Source organism: Escherichia sp. MOD1-EC6475, from assembly GCF_003046645.1.
In the GTDB taxonomy this organism is placed as follows: Bacteria; Pseudomonadota; Gammaproteobacteria; order Enterobacterales; family Enterobacteriaceae; genus Escherichia; species Escherichia ruysiae.
Genome location: NZ_PZKQ01000022.1, coordinates 131,682 through 148,097, shown reverse-complemented (window position 1 = coordinate 148,097; position 16,416 = coordinate 131,682). Strand labels below are relative to the sequence as shown.

Sequence of the window (16,416 nt, the reverse complement as noted above, 5' to 3'; positions counted from 1 at the left end):
CATGCTGAAAACTATCCGAAAACACGGTATTACACTGGCGCTGTTTGCTGCGGGTTCAACAGGTTTAACGGCGGCCATCAACCAGATGACCAAAACGACGATTGCTGAACAGGCCAGCCTGCAACAAAAGGCGTTATTTGATCAGGTGCTGCCAGCCGAACGCTATAACAATGCGCTGGCGCAGAGTTGCTACCTGGTGACGGCACCAGAGTTAGGTAAAGGTGAGCATCGGGTTTACATCGCTAAACAGGATGACAAGCCGGTAGCCGCCGTTCTGGAGGCGACCGCGCCGGATGGCTATTCCGGTGCGATTCAGCTACTGGTGGGAGCCGATTTTAACGGCACGGTACTTGGCACGCGCGTGACAGAACATCACGAAACGCCAGGGCTTGGCGATAAAATCGAACTGCGCCTTTCAGACTGGATCACCCATTTTGCAGGTAAAAAAATCAGCGGTGCTGACGACGCACACTGGGCGGTGAAGAAAGATGGTGGTGATTTCGACCAGTTTACTGGCGCGACGATTACGCCTCGCGCGGTGGTGAATGCGGTAAAACGCGCCGGATTGTACGCTCAGACGTTACCGGCACAACTTTCTCAACTTCCTGCCTGTGGAGAATAAACCGTGAGCGAAATTAAAGACGTTATTGTTCAGGGGTTATGGAAGAACAACTCCGCACTGGTTCAGTTGCTTGGCCTCTGCCCGCTGCTGGCGGTCACGTCCACTGCCACCAACGCACTGGGTTTAGGGCTTGCGACGACGCTGGTGCTGACGCTTACCAACCTGACTATCTCGATGCTGCGTCACTGGACGCCAGCTGAGATCCGTATCCCGATCTACGTGATGATCATCGCCTCGGTTGTCAGCGCCGTACAGATGCTGATCAACGCCTACGCCTTCGGCCTGTATCAATCGTTAGGGATTTTTATTCCGCTGATTGTCACTAACTGTATCGTTGTGGGTCGCGCTGAAGCCTTCGCCGCCAAAAAAGGTCCGGCGCTTTCGGCTCTTGATGGTTTTTCGATAGGCATGGGCGCAACCTGCGCAATGTTCGTGCTGGGTTCACTGCGCGAAATCATCGGCAATGGAACGTTGTTTGACGGTGCTGATGCGCTGTTGGGTAACTGGGCAAAAGTATTGCGGGTGGAGATCTTCCACACTGATTCCCCTTTCCTGCTGGCAATGTTACCACCAGGCGCATTTATTGGTCTGGGACTGATGCTGGCAGTGAAATATCTGATTGATGAAAAAATGAAAAAGCGCCGCGCTGAAGCCGTCGCCGAACGCGACTTGCCGAACGGTGAAACAGGGAATGTCTGATGAACAAAGCAAAACGCCTGGAGATCCTCACACGCCTGCGTGAGAACAATCCTCACCCCACAACCGAGCTTAATTTCAGTTCGCCTTTTGAATTGCTGATCGCCGTACTGCTTTCCGCTCAGGCCACCGATGTCAGCGTTAATAAGGCGACGGCGAAGCTCTACCCGGTGGCTAATACACCTGCAGCAATGCTCGAACTGGGCGTCGAAGGGGTGAAAACCTATATCAAAACTATTGGGCTTTATAACAGCAAAGCGGAAAATATCATAAAGACCTGCCGTATCTTACTGGAACAGCATAAAGGCGAAGTTCCGGAAGATCGCGCGGCGCTTGAAGCTTTGCCAGGCGTAGGACGTAAAACAGCTAATGTGGTGTTGAATACCGCTTTCGGCTGGCCGACCATCGCTGTAGATACCCACATTTTCCGAGTCTGCAACCGTACCCAATTTGCGCCAGGAAAAAATGTCGAGCAGGTCGAGGAAAAATTGCTGAAAGTGGTGCCAGCAGAATTTAAAGTCGATTGCCACCACTGGTTAATTCTTCACGGACGTTATACCTGCATCGCCCGCAAGCCCCGCTGTGGCTCCTGCATTATTGAAGATCTTTGTGAATACAAAGAGAAAGTTGACATCTGACACAAATGGGTAGCGTCGTCTACCCATCCATTACCTTTCCTTATCTTCTTCAAAAACATCCTTCTAACGTTAATGATGCCGCCTCGCTGCGGCATCATCAGGCAATCCGTTTGTGAATAACCAAAAATGCAGGTTAATTGTTTTTTTAATAGCGAAATTTTCTATCCATTCGTGATCAAGATCACACTGATGCTGAAATGTAAAAACAATGCATTTTAAAAGTTAAATTTGACAAAGCATTGATTCAATCCGTCCTGAAACCTACAAAACATTACACTGGCTATTTTTCAGATAATGGACTATCCCACTACACAAAACACCTTATAGCAGAACATATCGCCAAACTGGAATTATTACCCTATCTCAGTAGTGAAAAAATCTGCCGTTACGTTTTTTGAAAAATTTAACGCTGGATAACATTTCGCGGAGCCGATGAATTCCCCACGCCAGTTATATGTAACAGATTATTACAAAAGACTTGTCTGAAAGTGCAAGATAGTGAACATTACCTGCCGTTTCCCCTCCCACTATAACAATTGCGCGTATGTTTTTTAGACATCACGCGAGAAAGCACCCCCGTTAATATGGGATGTAAAAAAAGAGGTAAAAGTGTCCACTGCAAACCAAAAACCAACAGAAAGCGTTAGTTTGAACGCTTTCAAACAACCGAAGGCGTTCTATCTCATCTTCTCGATTGAGTTATGGGAACGTTTTGGTTATTACGGCCTACAAGGAATTATGGCTGTCTACCTGGTTAAACAACTGGGTATGTCTGAAGCGGATTCAATCACCCTTTTCTCTTCCTTTAGCGCCCTGGTTTATGGTCTGGTCGCTATCGGCGGCTGGTTAGGTGACAAGGTACTGGGTACTAAACGCGTTATTATGCTTGGTGCTATTGTACTGGCCATTGGTTATGCGCTGGTTGCATGGTCTGGTCACGACGCCGGTATCGTCTATATGGGTATGGCGGCCATTGCCGTAGGTAACGGCCTGTTTAAAGCCAACCCGTCTTCGCTGCTCTCTACTTGCTATGAGAAAAACGACCCGCGTCTGGACGGTGCATTTACCATGTACTACATGTCCGTCAACATCGGTTCTTTCTTCTCTATGATTGCAACCCCATGGCTGGCTGCCAAATATGGCTGGAGCGTCGCGTTCGCCCTTAGCGTAGTAGGTCTGTTAATCACTATCGTTAACTTCGCCTTCTGCCAACGCTGGGTTAAGCAGTACGGCTCAAAACCTGACTTTGAACCAGTCAACTACCGTAACCTGCTGCTGACCATTATTGGTGTTGTGGCCCTGATCGCAGTTGCAACCTGGCTGCTGCACAACCAGGAAGTTGCACGTATGGCGCTGGGCGTTGTTGCTCTGGGTATCGTGGTTATCTTCGGTAAAGAAGCGTTTGCCATGAAAGGTGCTGCGCGTCGTAAAATGATCGTTGCCTTCATCCTGATGCTTGAAGCAATCATCTTCTTCGTGCTGTACAGCCAGATGCCGACGTCTCTGAACTTCTTTGCGATTCGTAACGTTGAACACACTATTCTGGGTCTGGCCGTTGAGCCAGAGCAGTATCAGGCGCTGAACCCGTTCTGGATCATCATTGGTAGCCCGATTCTGGCCGCTATCTATAACAAGATGGGCGATACCCTGCCGATGCCGACCAAGTTTGCAATCGGTATGGTGATGTGCTCTGGTGCGTTCCTGATCCTGCCGCTGGGTGCGAAATTCGCGTCTGACGCAGGTATCGTTTCTGTAAGCTGGCTGGTAGCTAGCTACGGCCTGCAGAGTATCGGTGAACTGATGATCTCTGGTCTGGGTCTGGCGATGGTTGCACAGCTCGTTCCGCAGCGTCTGATGGGGTTCATTATGGGTAGCTGGTTCCTGACCACTGCCGGTGCAAACCTGATTGGTGGTTATGTTGCGGGTATGATGGCTGTTCCGGATAACGTAACCGATCCGCTGATGTCGCTGGAAGTGTATGGTCGCGTGTTCTTGCAGATTGGGGTCACCACTGCCGTTATTGCTGTGCTGATGCTGCTGACCGCGCCGAAACTGCATCGCATGACCCAGGACGATGCTGCAGACAAAGCGGCGAAAGCTGCCGTAGCGTAAATTTCAGGGAAACTCTTTTACAAGCCGCTAACTTTTCGTTAGCGGTTTTTTTTTGTTCAGCAACGCACTACCATACTTTAAACCACAGCCAAAAGGAGTTACCGATGAAACTGTTCTACAAACCGGGCGCCTGCTCTCTTGCTTCCCATATCACCCTGCGTGAGAGTGGAAAGGACTTTACGCTCGTCAGTGTGGATTTGATGAAAAAACGTCTCGAGAACGGTGATGATTACTTTGCCATTAACCCTAAGGGACAGGTTCCTGCGTTGCTGCTGGACGATGGTACTTTGCTGACGGAAGGCGTAGCAATTATGCAGTATCTTGCCGACAGTGTTCCCGACCGCCAGTTGCTGGCATCGGTAAACAGTATTTCTCGCTATAAAACCATCGAATGGCTGAACTATATCGCCACTGAATTGCATAAAGGGTTCACACCACTGTTCCGCCCGGATACCCCGGAAGAGTATAAACAGGCTGCCCGTGTACAACTGGAGAAAAAGTTGCGTTATGTTAACGACGCCCTGGAAAATGAGCACTGGATCTGCGGGCAACGTTTCACCATCGCTGATGCCTATCTGTTTACGGTTCTGCGCTGGGCATATGCGGTGAAACTGAATCTGGAGGGTTTAGAGCACATTGCAGCCTTTATGCAACGTATGGCTGAAAGACCTGCGGTGAAAGCTGCGTTAACGGCGGAAGGATTGCAGTAATCGTCATCGGCCCACAGGAAGCTGTGGGCCGAGGTATTTCAGAGCTTCGTTGCGCTGAAATAGTGTTCCGGTTTGGCTATACGATCTTGCGCGGCAACCACCTGCAGCTCATATTCCTGCATTGCTTTGGTGGTCACCATAATTTCGTATACTGCAGCCGTCACGTGTTCCAGTGCCTCTTGCAGCGTTGCCCCCTGCAACAATTTCACCAGCAGTAAACCGCTCGTCACATCACCAACGCCTACCGGTTGGCGCGTACCGAAATCGACCAGCGGACGGCTGATATGCCAGGCTTCATCGGCAGTAACCAGCAGCATTTCAAAACGATCTGTGCTGTAGCCCGCACGCGCCAGGTGTTTAACCAACACGATTTGTGGCCCTTGCGTAATAAGCTCACGCGCAGCTTTAACGGCCTCTTCGACGTTATGTACTGGATGTTCACAAAGAATTTCCAGCTCGACCAGATTCGGCGCGATGATATCGCTGGCTGGCATACCGTGACAGACATGAAACTCCGCCACGCCCGGCGCAACGATACAACCTTTTTCCGGGTGCCCCATTACTGGATCGCAAAAATATTTCGCTTGTGGATTCGCCGCTTTTACCTGACGGACAATACCGAGGATATGTTCGCCCTGCTCCGCCGATCCCAGATAACCACTGAGTACGGCATCACAGGTGTGTAATTTATCAATGGCGGCAATGCCCTGAACAATTTCGGTTAAATGGCTGGGCGGCATCACACAGCCAGTCCATTTGCCGTATTGAGTGTGATTAGAAAATTGAACGGTATTCAGCGGCCAGACATTCGCGCCCAGGCGGCGCATCGGAAACTCTGCCGCACTGTTACCCGCATGACCATAAACAACGTGAGACTGGATAGCGAGAATATTTTTCATTGTGTTCCCTGTATAAAAATCAGGGGAGTGATTTCTCACTCCCCCTTTCCACTTAGTGCATTATTTCCAGCAAATCAGACAGTAATTCTTTTTGCCGCGACGCAGTAAGGTATAACGACCAAACAGGCGATCTTCTTCTTTAAAGAAGTATTCAGGATCGGACTGTTTTTCACCGTTAATGGTGATGGCATTGGATGCGATAGTTTTACGCGCCTGACCACGGGATGGTTGCAGTTCAGAATCGACCAGCGCCTGCATCAGATCAGCGCCTTTTTCCATCTCAACCATCGGTACGCCGTCCTGCGCCAGCTGTTCAAAGTCCGCTTCGCTAAGCGCACTCAAGGAACCGCTGAACAGACATTCGGTAATACGTTTCGCGGCTTGCAAACCTTCTTCACCGTGAACCAGACGCGTCACCTGCTCCGCCAGCACATACTGGGCGCGCGGTGCTTTACCGCTGTTTTTATCTTCTTCTTCGAGGGCATTGATCTCTTCAATGCTCATGAAGGTGAAGAACTTCAGGAAGCGGTAAACGTCGGCATCAGCGGTATTGATCCAGAACTGGTAGAACTTGTACGGACTGGTCTTCTTCGGATCCAGCCATACTGCGCCGCCTTCAGTTTTACCAAATTTGGTGCCGTCAGCCTTGGTGATCAGCGGAACGGTCAGGCCAAACACCTGATTCTGATGCAGGCGACGGGTCAGATCGATACCAGAGGTGATGTTACCCCACTGGTCAGAACCGCCAATCTGCAACGTAACACCATACTGTTTATTCAGACAGGCAAAGTCATAGCCCTGCAACAGGTTGTAAGAAAACTCGGTGAACGAAATACCCTGATCTTCACGGTTGAGACGCTGCTTAACCGCTTCTTTGTTGATCATCTGGTTAACGGAGAAGTGCTTACCGATATCGCGCAGGAAGGTTAGCACATTCATATTGCCGAACCAGTCATAGTTGTTCGCGGCGATAGCAGAATTTTCTCCACAGTCGAAATCGAGGAACGGGGCAACCTGCTTGCGGATTTTGTCCACCCACTCCTGAACAGTTTCTTCGGTGTTCAGCTTACGCTCGGCAGCTTTGAAGCTTGGGTCGCCAATCAGACCTGTCGCGCCGCCTACCAGCGCAACCGGCTTGTGGCCCGCCTGCTGGAAGCGTTTCAGGCATAACAATGGAACAAGATGCCCCAAATGCAAGCTGTCAGCGGTAGGATCGAAGCCGCAATAGAGCGCGATCGGGCCTTGCGCCAGTCGCTCTGCTAACGCTTCTTCGTCCGTCACCTGGGCCACCAGCCCCCGCTCTTGCAATTGTTTAATCAAGTTACTGCTTGCCATCAAAATCTCCATGTATATAACGACTGCACCTTTGCCGGTACACGACTTTTCGCCAGATGCGAAAGAGACATAGAATAAAGTGCCGGAATCAGGAGTGCCAGCGATTAAAGCAAGATTTTTGCATCTTTTCAGGGTGCGAGACGATCGATTTTCCACGCCTCATTTTCACGCTGGTACAAAAAGCGGTCATGCAGACGATGCTCACCGCCCTGCCAGAACTCAACCTGCTCAAGACTTACGCGGAAACCGCCCCAGAAACTCGGTAACGGGACGTCGCCCTGCTGAAACTTCTGCTTCAGCTCAAGGAATTTGCTCTCAAGGATCCCTCGCGCGGAAATACGGCTGGACTGCTTAGATACCCACGCGCCAATCTGGCTATCGCGCGGACGACTATGAAAATATTTCATCACTTCGAGAGTCGAAAGACGCTCCGCTTTACCGGTCACCATCACCTGGCGTTCAAGAGTATGCCACGGGAAAAGCAGGCTAACGCGCGGGTTATTTTCGATTTGATGCGCTTTGCGACTGCCGAGATTGGTGTAAAACACCATCCCTTTTTCGTCGTAATGTTTGAGTAACACGATGCGCTGATAAGGCTGACCATGTTCATCAACGGTTGCGACGACCATCGCAGTGGGGTCAACCAGTTTGGCTTCACAGGCCTGGGAGAGCCAGCGTTCAAAAAGGGTTAAAGGATCGGCGGGAAGATCGCGGCGGCGTAAACCGCCTTTGGTGTATTCACGGCGCAGATGCGCGATTTGCTGCAATTCGTCGTTATCAGACATGGTTTTCTTTACGGATTGTCAGTGGGTGACGCTATTGTGCGCCGCCCCTGGAAAAATCTCAACGCTGCGGATTTTGTAACTGACAGTTATTCAAGACGATGCGGTCACGCTTATAGACCGTTGCCTCATCACCTTTTGACCAGAAAACATAAATGCCATCGGTATAACGTGCGCCAGAGGCTGAAATGCCCTGTTTAAGGTGAATTAATTGATTGTCGTAGACAAAACTGACTTCCTGACGCGGATTATTCAGTTTTACCGTCAACGGTTTTTCATCACACTGGTATTCCAGCGTATCAGTTTGCATACGTTCAACCAGTTGATTAAACGCGCCACAGCCAGTGAGAAGCACCGGCAAACAGATCAGTAACAGTTTTTTCATAAACACATCCCGAAGACTTTCCTGGTCCGGAGAGCAAAACGCTCTCCTCAACTTCCAAGTGTAACGGCAGACGCAGTAGGAAAAATTCAGTTAACTCTGATATCGCGGGTTTGCAGGGAAAATTGCGCCCAGCACCGTCGCCTCGCTTGCGCCGGTGACCGAAGGCAGGTTGCCTGGCAGTCCCGCCAGCGTCCGCCAGGCAAGCCACGCGAAGGCCAATGCTTCCATGTCATCACCACTAATGCCAACGGCGTCAGTGGTGGTCACTTCGGTTCCTGGCAGCAAAGCAGCAAGTCGCGTCATCACCAATGGATTACGGCTTCCGCCACCACAGACCATCAAACGATCGCAGCCGCCACTCAATAATACCTGTTCAGAAATGGTCACGGCGGTAAGTTCCGCCAGCGTTGCCTGGACATCGCGCGCATCAACACCCGGGAATTGACGCAGATGGCGCTCCAGCCAGCCATAGTTAAAGTATTCGCGCCCGGTGCTTTTTGGCGCGGATTGGGAAAAATACGCATCACTAAGCATATTCTGCAACAGCGGCAAAATGACTTTACCCGCCCGCGCCCACTCAGCATCTTTATCGTAAGGTTTACCGGCCTGACGCCAGATCCACGCATCCATCAACATGTTACCCGGCCCGGTATCGTACCCCCCCACCGGCTGCCCTGGAATCAACAACGACAAATTGGCGATACCACCAATGTTGAGAACCATTCGCCGCTCCGTCGGATGAGCCAGTAATGCGTGATGAAACGCTGGCACCAGCGGCGCCCCCTGCCCACCTAAGGCAATATCGCGACGGCGAAAATCACCAACGACAGTAATTCCAGTGCGCGCCACAATTTGATTGTTATCACCAATCTGTAGAGTATGCGGTGCAACACCAGTAGGTTCGTGCCAGACAGTCTGTCCGTGACACCCGATGGCGACGATATCTTTTGGCTGCAAATTTTCTTGCTTGAGCAGTGCGTTAACGGCATCGGCAAACAAGCGACCAAGTTGAGTATCCAGTTGACCGAACTGAGAAAGCGTAAGCTGCTGCCCCTGACAAATATCCAGTACTGCTTGTTTAAGTGATGGGGGAATCGGCCAGCTCAAACTTGCCAACTGCGCCACCCTGTGTTCATCGATAGTCGCCAGTACAACATCGACACCATCCAGACTAGTGCCTGACATTACGCCAATAAAGCGGCCTGATTTCATAGTTCATCCTTTTTCAACCTGTCGTTTGCGCTCCACTCAAACACAAACCTCTCACGAATTCCATGCATGAGCGCCGATTTTTACCATTACCAGGAAAACATTATATTCATATCAATAATTACTATGAATGTTTTGTTTATACTTGGTTAACCGTATTCTAATTATGATTCCATCATGTTTTAGTGGAACATGTAATCATAGTTATACCAATGCCATTTACTTTGGCCATGAGGGATGCTTGTGAGGCGTTTCATGGTAATCAGGAGATTTTTCAATGATTAAGCGCGTACTGGTTGTATCAATGGTAGGTCTGTCTCTTGTCGGTTGTGTTAATAACGATACCCTTTCTGGCGATGTCTATACCGCCTCTGAAGCGAAGCAAGTGCAGAATGTCAGCTATGGCACAATCGTTAATGTACGACAGGTACAAATTCAGGGCGGTGATGATTCCAACGTTATCGGCGCAATTGGCGGTGCGGTTCTCGGTGGCTTCCTTGGGAATACCGTTGGTGGCGGAACAGGGCGTTCTCTGGCAACTGCGGCAGGCGCTATCGCAGGTGGCGTAGCTGGTCAGGGCGTGCAGAGCGCAATGAACAAAACTCAGGGTGTAGAGTTGGAAATTCGTAAAGATGATGGCAACACCATTATGGTGGTACAGAAACAGGGCAATACCCACTTCTCTCCGGGACAACGCGTTATTCTGGCCAGCAACGGTAGCCAGGTGACGGTTTCCCCGCGCTAAACAAGTTGACGTGTGGTCAGGTCACTGACCACACGCCCCTTTCATTTCACCCTTTGGCCTGTAACTCAGTGATATTATGCTCAAGTTTTGCAATGAGTTTAATCAACTGTTCTACTTCCTCTGCGGAAATTCCATGCAATATTTCCGCCCGGGTTTTGTTAATAACCGCTTCCATTTCGCTAATCAGCGGCTCCGCTTTTTCCGTCAGTTTAATACGTTTAGCCCGACGATCGCTGGCGCAAGTTTGACGCGAAATTAACCCTTTTTCTTCCAGTTGGTCCAGCGTACGAACCAGTGAAGGCTGCTCAATGCCGATCGCTTTTGCCAGTTGAATTTGCGACTGGTCTGGAGGTAACTGATGAATATTGTGCAACGTTACCCAATGGGTTTGCGTTAACTCCAGCGGTTTCAGGCGATGGTCTATCAGAGCACGCCATATGCGCACCAACCGTGCCAGATCAGAACCTAGTGGCGATTCCAATTTCATCTCCTTATAATTAGCTTGCTAAGATATTATACAGCTTTTAGAATAGTGTGCAGCAATTGTATTGCTAAAACAAATGTATTGCTGCATTTGCTTACCGTCAGACATGCTTTTCAGAAATTGCGCGTAACTTTTTCGCACTTAAAGAATATTTATTAATCTAACGCAATATATTCGGTCGTAGAGGAATCTATTTTGTGAAGTTTATGCTTAATGCAACGGGATTGCCCTTACAAGATCTGGTGTTCGGTGCGTCCGTCTATTTTCCTCCGTTTTTCAAAGCGTTCGCGCTTGGATTTGTCCTCTGGCTTGTCATACACCGCCTGCTTCGCGGCTGGATCTACGCCGGTGACATCTGGCATCCCTTGTTAATGGATTTATCGCTGTTTGCGATTTGCGTTTGCCTTGCTCTGGCAATACTGATTGCGTGGTAACTATGTCAATTAAAACAATTAAGTATTTCTCAACAATTATTGTAGCGGTTGTTGCGATTCTTGCCGGATGGTGGCTATGGAACTATTACATGCAGTCACCGTGGACACGCGATGGAAAAATACGTGCAGAACAGGTTTCTATCACGCCACAGGTGTCTGGACGTATTGTTGCGATGAATATAAAAGACAACCAGTTGGTTAATGCTGGTGATATTTTGCTCACCATCGATAAAACGCCCTTTCAGATAGCCGAACTGAACGCCCAGGCACAGTTAACGAAAGCGCAATCTGACCTCGCCAAAGCCAATAACGAAGCTAACCGTCGCCGTCATCTCTCACAAAACTTTATCTCTGCCGAAGAGCTGGATACCGCTAACCTCAATGTTAAAGCGATGCAGGCCAGTGTTGATGCCGCACAGGCGACGCTTAAACAGGCACAATGGCAACTGGCGCAAACGGAAATTCGCGCTCCGGTGAGTGGATGGGTAACTAATCTCACTACCCGCATCGGCGACTACGCCGACACCGGAAAACCCCTGTTTGCCCTGGTGGATAGCCATTCGTTTTACGTCATTGGTTATTTTGAAGAAACCAAATTGCGCCATATCCACGACGGTGCACCAGCACAAATTACGCTCTATAGCGACAACAAAACGTTACAGGGTCACGTTTCCAGTATCGGTCGGGCGATTTATGATCAGAGCGTTGAAAGTGATTCCAGCCTGATTCCTGATGTGAAACCTAACGTCCCCTGGGTACGTCTCGCCCAACGCGTTCCCGTCCGCTTTGCTCTGGATAAAGTCCCCAGCGATGTCACGCTGGTGTCGGGCACCACCTGTAGCATCGCCGTAGGTCAATAATGAGCGCATCGCCATGGTTCTTGCGCAATTTGCCCTGGTTCAAGGCCACGCTGGCGCAATGGCGTTATGCGTTACGCAATACCATTGCCATGTGCCTGGCGCTGACGGTTGCCTATTATTTAAATCTCGATGAACCCTACTGGGCGATGACCTCGGCTGCGGTGGTAAGCTTCCCCACCGTTGGTGGTGTCATCAGCAAAAGCCTCGGACGCATCGCTGGCAGTTTGCTGGGAGCCATTGCGGCACTGATTCTTGCCGGGCATACGCTTAACGAGCCGTGGTTTTTTCTATTGAGCATGTCGGCGTGGCTTGGTTTTTGTACCTGGGCTTGCGCGCACTTCACGAATAACGTGGCGTATGCCTTCCAACTGGCGGGCTACACTGCGGCCATTATCGCCTTTCCGATGGTCAATATCACGGAAGCAAGCCAGTTATGGGATATCGCTCAGGCGCGCGTTTGCGAAGTCATCGTCGGTATTCTTTGCGGCGGCATGATGATGATGATCCTACCGAGTAGTTCCGACGCCACCGCGCTTTTAACCGCGTTAAAAAACATGCATGCCCGTTTACTGGAACATGCCAGCTTGCTCTGGCAGCCTGAAACAACCGATGCCATTCGCACAGCACATGAAGGAATCATTGGTCAAATATTAACCATGAATTTGCTGCGCATTCAGGCGTTCTGGAGTCACTATCGTTTCCGCCAGCAAAATGCACGCCTGAATGCGCTACTCCACCAGCAATTACGCATGACCAGCGTCATCTCCAGCCTGCGACGTATGTTGCTCAACTGGTCATCAACGCCCGCCGCCACTCGTGAAATTCTCGAACAGTTGCTGACGGCGCTTGCCAGTTCGCAAACTGATTTTTACACCGTCGCACGTATCATTGCCCCACTGCGCCCAACCAACGCCGCCGACTATCGGCACGTCGCCTTCTGGCAGCGACTACGCTATTTTTGCCGCCTTTATCTGCAAAGTAGTCAGGAACTACATCGTCTGGAAAGCGGTACAGATGATCGAGCCAGACTCCCACGAACAGCCGGCCTGGCACGTCATACCGATAACGCCGAAGCAATGTGGAGTGGACTGCGCACATTTTGTACGTTGATGATAATTGGCGCATGGAGTATTGCCTCGCAATGGGATGCCGGTGCCAATGCATTAACACTGGCAGCAATTAGCTGCGTACTCTACTCCGCCGTCGCGGCACCGTTTAAGTCACTGTCGCTACTTATGCGCACGCTGGTATTACTTTCGCTATTTAGCTTTGTGGTTAAGTTTGGTCTGATGGTTCAGATTAGCGATCTGTGGCAATTTTTGCTGTTTCTCTTCCCGCTACTGGCAACGATGCAACTTCTCAAATTACAGATGCCCAAATTTGCCGCGCTGTGGGGACAACTGATTGTATTTATGGGTTCGTTCATCGCTGTCACTAATCCACCGGTGTATGATTTTGCTGACTTTCTTAACGATAATCTGGCGAAAATTGTTGGCGTGGCGCTGGCGTGGTTAGCGTTCGCCATTCTGCGACCAGGATCGGATGCCCGTAAAAGCCGCCGACATATTCGCGCGCTGCGCCGGGATTTTGTCGACCAACTAAGCCGCCATCCAACCCTGAGTGAAAGCGAATTTGAATCGCTTACTTATCACCACGTTAGTCAGTTGAGCAACAGCCAGGATGCACTGGCTCGCCGTTGGTTATTACGCTGGGGCGTGGTGCTGCTGAACTGTTCACATGTTGTCTGGCAATTGCGGGACTGGGAGTCGCGTTCCGATCCGTTATCGCGAGTGCGGGATAACTGTATTTTGCTGTTGCGGGGAGTAATGAGTGAGCGTGGCGTTCAGCAAAAATCACTGGCGGCCACACTTGAAGAATTACAGCGGATATGCGATAGCCTTGCCCACCATCATCAACCCGCTGCCCGTGAGCTGGCGGCGATTGTCTGGCGTCTGTACTGCTCGCTTTCGCAACTTGAGCAAGCGCCGCCGCAAGGTACGCTGACCTCTTAATTACTTAATAACACCACAGGCATAGCGTTCACCGCCACCGCCCAGCGGTTTTGGTTGATCGGACATATTATCGCCGCCAACGTGGATCATCAGCGCCTTATCTTTGATTTCATCAAGTGATTTCAGACGAGGCGCAATGACGGCATCGGTTGCTTTACCGTCATTGTTAACCACCAGTGCAGGCAGATCGCCTAAGTGTCCTGCACCTTCTGGACCTTCATGTTTACCGGTATTTTGTGGATCAAGATGCCCGCCTGCGGATTCTGCGGCGCTGGCTTTGCCATCTTTCGTTGCTGGCTGGCAGCTTCCTTTGGCATGAATATGGAAGCCATGCTCACCGGGTGGTAATGCTTTCAGATCGGGTGAAAACTCCAGACCTTTATCGGTTTCAGTAATCGTTACACTACCGATTGACTGCCCAACCCCTTGCGACGTGACGAGGTTCATCTCGACTTTTTCACTGGCAGCTTGTGCGCCGGTTGCAACAACCAGCGCCAGAATGGCCAGACTAAAACGTTTCATAGGACCTCCGTTCAATGTGCATACCCGTTAAGTGTAAACCAGTGACACATATTTGAACGGCGGCTATTCCTAAAAGTGTTTACGGTACGTCGTAACCCAGTGCCGCTTTACGGATACGGAACCATTGTTGGCGGGTCATTTTCAATGCTTCCGCTTCGACAGCAGCCCGCACACGCTCAATTTTACCGGAGCCGATAATCGGCAGCGGCTGCGATGGCAGACGCAATATCCAGGCATAAACCACCTGCTCGATAGAGCCCGCGTTTAATTCTTCCGCCACCACAGCAAGTTCATCACGTAGCGGCCTGAAATAATCATCATTAAACAGACGACCACCGCCAAGACAAGACCAGGCCATCGGGCGAATACGCAGTTGTTGCAGTTGATCAAGCGTGCCATCCAGCAGTAACGGCTGATGCACCGGGGATATTTCCACCTGATTAGTGGCAAGGGTAAACGGCAGACGCGATTGCAACAGCGCAAATTGCGCAGGCGTGAAGTTGGATACGCCAAAATGGCGTACTTTTCCGCTCTGATGCAGATGTTTAAACGCATCTGCCACTTCATCGGCATCCATGAGCGGGTCGGGGCGATGGATTAACAGCAGATCCAGATGATCGGTTGCAAGATTAATTAGCGACTGTTCGGCGCTCTTAATGATGTGATCGCGGTCAGTGATGTAATGACCAATGACGTTTTCTTCACGCGCGGTCGTCGCGATACCGCATTTGCTGACAATTTCCATTCGTTCACGCAAATGAGGCGCCAGTTTCAACGCCTCGCCAAACGCCGCTTCGCACTGATAACCGCCATAAATATCAGCGTGGTCCACGGTAGTCACGCCGAGATCCAGATGCTCTTCAATAAAACTGACTAACTGGCGAGCGGACATATTCCAGTCCATCAGTCGCCAGTAGCCCATCACGAAACGTGAAAACTCCGGGCCTTGCGGCGCAATAGTAATACGCTGAACCATAATCGCTTCCTCTTATCAGATATGAGAGGAGTATACGCAAGATTATGCTCAAAAGAGTGATGGTTGCTCCGGTTCGTCTGATGACGCTGGCTTATTTGCACGTAATTTACGCATAAGTCGTTGCCGACAAAGGCGCAGCACCTCTTGTTTTTCGCCATCACTCATTTTATTCCAGTTAAAACGCTCATCCCGGCTACGAAAACAGCCGCGACAAAATCCGCGTTCATCAGACTGGCAAATTCCCCGGCACGGGCTCTGGACGGGAAAGAACTCTAATTGCTCCGCCATTTCGCCCTCCTGAGATGAGATTATTACCACTATTGAAGCTGTTAATGCCCAAAGTAGCAACTTTGCTTGCACTAGACCGACTGGTCTACTACACTCGAACGCATGAACAAACACACCGAACATGATACTCGCGAACACCTCCTGGCTACGGGTGAGCAACTTTGCCTGCAACGTGGATTCACCGGGATGGGGCTAAGCGAATTACTAAAAACCGCTGAAGTGCCGAAAGGGTCGTTCTATCACTACTTTCGCTCTAAAGAAGCGTTTGGCGTTGCCATGCTTGAGCGTCATTACGCGGCATATCACCTGCGACTGACGGAGTTACTGCATTCCGGTGAAGGTAACTACCGCGACCGCATTCTGGCTTATTACCAGCAGACGCTTAATCAGTTTTGCCAGCATGGAACTATCAGCGGATGCCTGACAGTAAAGCTCTCTGCCGAAGTGTGTGACCTGTCAGAAGATATGCGTAACGCAATGGATAAAGGTGCACGCCAGGTAATCGTCCTGCTCGCCCAGGCACTGGAAAATGGCCGTGCCAGCCACTGTTTAACCTTTTGTGGCAAACCGCTGCAACAGGCGCAAGTACTTTACGCGCTGTGGCTGGGCGCAAATCTGCAGGCCAAAATTTCGCGCAGTTCCGGGCCACTGGAAAACGCGCTGACACATGTAAAAACCATTATTGCGACGCCTGCCGTTTAGCAGGC

Annotated in this window: 19 protein-coding genes; 10 read left to right on the top strand and 9 right to left on the bottom strand. The window is 50.5% G+C overall.

Annotated elements, in window-relative coordinates:
* Window position 1 precedes the first annotated feature (1 nt).
* The 5 genes from rsxG (at window position 2) to gstA (ending at window position 4,778) form a co-directional block, all read left to right on the top strand.
* Window positions 2–622, top strand: coding sequence for an electron transport complex subunit RsxG (gene rsxG, locus A7589_RS07235; RefSeq protein WP_000920784.1), 621 nt, complete (start codon window positions 2–4; stop codon window positions 620–622).
* A 3-nt stretch (window positions 623–625) separates the two neighbouring features.
* Window positions 626–1,321, top strand: a complete 696-nt coding sequence (rsxE, locus tag A7589_RS07230) for an electron transport complex subunit RsxE (protein WP_001289635.1) — start codon at window positions 626–628, stop codon at window positions 1,319–1,321.
* Window positions 1,321–1,956, top strand: a complete 636-nt coding sequence (gene nth / locus A7589_RS07225; protein ID WP_001030335.1) for an endonuclease III — start codon at window positions 1,321–1,323, stop codon at window positions 1,954–1,956. The genes rsxE and nth overlap by 1 nt, the downstream gene beginning before the upstream one ends.
* 609 nt (window positions 1,957–2,565) lie before the next feature.
* The gene (gene dtpA / locus A7589_RS07215; RefSeq protein ID WP_108188785.1) at window positions 2,566–4,068 is read left to right on the top strand and encodes a dipeptide/tripeptide permease DtpA; all 1,503 of its coding nucleotides are present in this window, start codon (window positions 2,566–2,568) and stop codon (window positions 4,066–4,068) included.
* A gap of 104 nt (window positions 4,069–4,172) precedes the next feature.
* The gene (gstA, locus tag A7589_RS07210) at window positions 4,173–4,778 is read left to right on the top strand and encodes a glutathione transferase GstA (protein WP_000765737.1); all 606 of its coding nucleotides are present in this window, start codon (window positions 4,173–4,175) and stop codon (window positions 4,776–4,778) included.
* Window positions 4,779–4,816: 38 nt separating this feature from the next.
* Here the strand turns inward: gstA and pdxY are convergent, their stop codons facing one another.
* From pdxY to anmK, 5 genes are all read right to left on the bottom strand, one after another.
* Window positions 4,817–5,677, bottom strand: a complete 861-nt coding sequence (gene pdxY / locus A7589_RS07205) for a pyridoxal kinase PdxY (RefSeq protein WP_000789748.1) — start codon at window positions 5,675–5,677, stop codon at window positions 4,817–4,819.
* 60 nt (window positions 5,678–5,737) lie between these two features.
* Complete coding sequence (tyrS, locus tag A7589_RS07200; RefSeq protein WP_001516333.1) at window positions 5,738–7,012, bottom strand: tyrosine--tRNA ligase; 1,275 nt, start codon at window positions 7,010–7,012, stop codon at window positions 5,738–5,740.
* 128 nt (window positions 7,013–7,140) lie between these two features.
* On the bottom strand, window positions 7,141–7,797 hold the full coding sequence (gene pdxH / locus A7589_RS07195; protein ID WP_001282324.1) for a pyridoxamine 5'-phosphate oxidase: 657 nt from the start codon (window positions 7,795–7,797) through the stop codon (window positions 7,141–7,143).
* A gap of 58 nt (window positions 7,798–7,855) precedes the next feature.
* Window positions 7,856–8,179 carry a C-type lysozyme inhibitor gene (mliC, locus tag A7589_RS07190; protein ID WP_000734947.1) on the bottom strand — a complete coding sequence of 108 codons (324 nt, stop codon included), beginning with the start codon at window positions 8,177–8,179 and terminating at the stop codon, window positions 7,856–7,858.
* A 90-nt stretch (window positions 8,180–8,269) separates the two neighbouring features.
* On the bottom strand, window positions 8,270–9,391 hold the full coding sequence (gene anmK / locus A7589_RS07185; RefSeq protein ID WP_000835035.1) for an anhydro-N-acetylmuramic acid kinase: 1,122 nt from the start codon (window positions 9,389–9,391) through the stop codon (window positions 8,270–8,272).
* 274 nt (window positions 9,392–9,665) lie between these two features.
* Here anmK and slyB point away from each other — a divergent pair, with 274 nt between their 5' ends.
* Window positions 9,666–10,133, top strand: a complete 468-nt coding sequence (gene slyB / locus A7589_RS07180; RefSeq protein WP_000597203.1) for an outer membrane lipoprotein SlyB — start codon at window positions 9,666–9,668, stop codon at window positions 10,131–10,133.
* Window positions 10,134–10,179: 46 nt separating this feature from the next.
* On the opposite strand, the gene slyA is transcribed toward slyB, so the two are convergent.
* A complete protein-coding gene (gene slyA / locus A7589_RS07175) occupies window positions 10,180–10,614 on the bottom strand; it encodes a transcriptional regulator SlyA (RefSeq protein WP_016158207.1) in 435 nt (144 codons plus the stop codon).
* 200 nt (window positions 10,615–10,814) lie between these two features.
* Between slyA and A7589_RS07170 the strand changes: the two genes are divergently transcribed.
* Genes A7589_RS07170 through A7589_RS07160 form a run of 3 tightly spaced genes read left to right on the top strand, consistent with a single transcriptional unit; the run spans window position 10,815 to window position 13,923 of the window.
* A complete protein-coding gene (locus tag A7589_RS07170) occupies window positions 10,815–11,051 on the top strand; it encodes a DUF1656 domain-containing protein (protein WP_000671001.1) in 237 nt (78 codons plus the stop codon).
* Window positions 11,052–11,053: 2 nt separating this feature from the next.
* Entirely contained in the window at window positions 11,054–11,911 is an 858-nt protein-coding gene (locus A7589_RS07165) for an efflux RND transporter periplasmic adaptor subunit (protein WP_010350818.1), read from the top strand.
* Entirely contained in the window at window positions 11,911–13,923 is a 2,013-nt protein-coding gene (locus A7589_RS07160; protein WP_001276614.1) for an FUSC family protein, read from the top strand. Before A7589_RS07165 ends, A7589_RS07160 begins: the two co-directional genes overlap by 1 nt.
* On the opposite strand, the gene sodC is transcribed toward A7589_RS07160, so the two are convergent.
* From sodC to A7589_RS07145, 3 genes are all read right to left on the bottom strand, one after another.
* The gene (gene sodC, locus A7589_RS07155) at window positions 13,924–14,445 is read right to left on the bottom strand and encodes a superoxide dismutase [Cu-Zn] SodC (RefSeq protein WP_000819797.1); all 522 of its coding nucleotides are present in this window, start codon (window positions 14,443–14,445) and stop codon (window positions 13,924–13,926) included. It lies immediately after the preceding gene.
* 79 nt (window positions 14,446–14,524) lie between these two features.
* Complete coding sequence (locus A7589_RS07150; protein WP_000250648.1) at window positions 14,525–15,421, bottom strand: aldo/keto reductase; 897 nt, start codon at window positions 15,419–15,421, stop codon at window positions 14,525–14,527.
* A gap of 48 nt (window positions 15,422–15,469) precedes the next feature.
* Complete coding sequence (locus A7589_RS07145) at window positions 15,470–15,709, bottom strand: DUF1289 domain-containing protein (protein ID WP_000840481.1); 240 nt, start codon at window positions 15,707–15,709, stop codon at window positions 15,470–15,472.
* 102 nt (window positions 15,710–15,811) lie between these two features.
* On the opposite strand from A7589_RS07145, the gene A7589_RS07140 reads away from it, so the two are divergent.
* Complete coding sequence (locus A7589_RS07140; protein WP_001032928.1) at window positions 15,812–16,411, top strand: TetR/AcrR family transcriptional regulator; 600 nt, start codon at window positions 15,812–15,814, stop codon at window positions 16,409–16,411.
* Window positions 16,412–16,416 lie beyond the last annotated feature (5 nt).

Coding starts and splice junctions, on each gene's coding strand:
- nth (WP_001030335.1), top strand. CDS start 1,321: ATGAACAAAGCAAAACGCCTGGAGATCCTCACACGCCTGCGTGAGAAC.
- A7589_RS07140 (WP_001032928.1), top strand. CDS start 15,812: ATGAACAAACACACCGAACATGATACTCGCGAACACCTCCTGGCTACG.
- sodC (WP_000819797.1), bottom strand. CDS start 14,445: ATGAAACGTTTTAGTCTGGCCATTCTGGCGCTGGTTGTTGCAACCGGC.
- slyB (WP_000597203.1), top strand. CDS start 9,666: ATGATTAAGCGCGTACTGGTTGTATCAATGGTAGGTCTGTCTCTTGTC.
- pdxH (WP_001282324.1), bottom strand. CDS start 7,797: ATGTCTGATAACGACGAATTGCAGCAAATCGCGCATCTGCGCCGTGAA.
- A7589_RS07145 (WP_000840481.1), bottom strand. CDS start 15,709: ATGGCGGAGCAATTAGAGTTCTTTCCCGTCCAGAGCCCGTGCCGGGGA.
- rsxG (WP_000920784.1), top strand. CDS start 2: ATGCTGAAAACTATCCGAAAACACGGTATTACACTGGCGCTGTTTGCT.
- mliC (WP_000734947.1), bottom strand. CDS start 8,179: ATGAAAAAACTGTTACTGATCTGTTTGCCGGTGCTTCTCACTGGCTGT.
- A7589_RS07160 (WP_001276614.1), top strand. CDS start 11,911: ATGAGCGCATCGCCATGGTTCTTGCGCAATTTGCCCTGGTTCAAGGCC.
- pdxY (WP_000789748.1), bottom strand. CDS start 5,677: ATGAAAAATATTCTCGCTATCCAGTCTCACGTTGTTTATGGTCATGCG.
- tyrS (WP_001516333.1), bottom strand. CDS start 7,012: ATGGCAAGCAGTAACTTGATTAAACAATTGCAAGAGCGGGGGCTGGTG.
- A7589_RS07165 (WP_010350818.1), top strand. CDS start 11,054: ATGTCAATTAAAACAATTAAGTATTTCTCAACAATTATTGTAGCGGTT.
- anmK (WP_000835035.1), bottom strand. CDS start 9,391: ATGAAATCAGGCCGCTTTATTGGCGTAATGTCAGGCACTAGTCTGGAT.
- A7589_RS07150 (WP_000250648.1), bottom strand. CDS start 15,421: ATGGTTCAGCGTATTACTATTGCGCCGCAAGGCCCGGAGTTTTCACGT.
- gstA (WP_000765737.1), top strand. CDS start 4,173: ATGAAACTGTTCTACAAACCGGGCGCCTGCTCTCTTGCTTCCCATATC.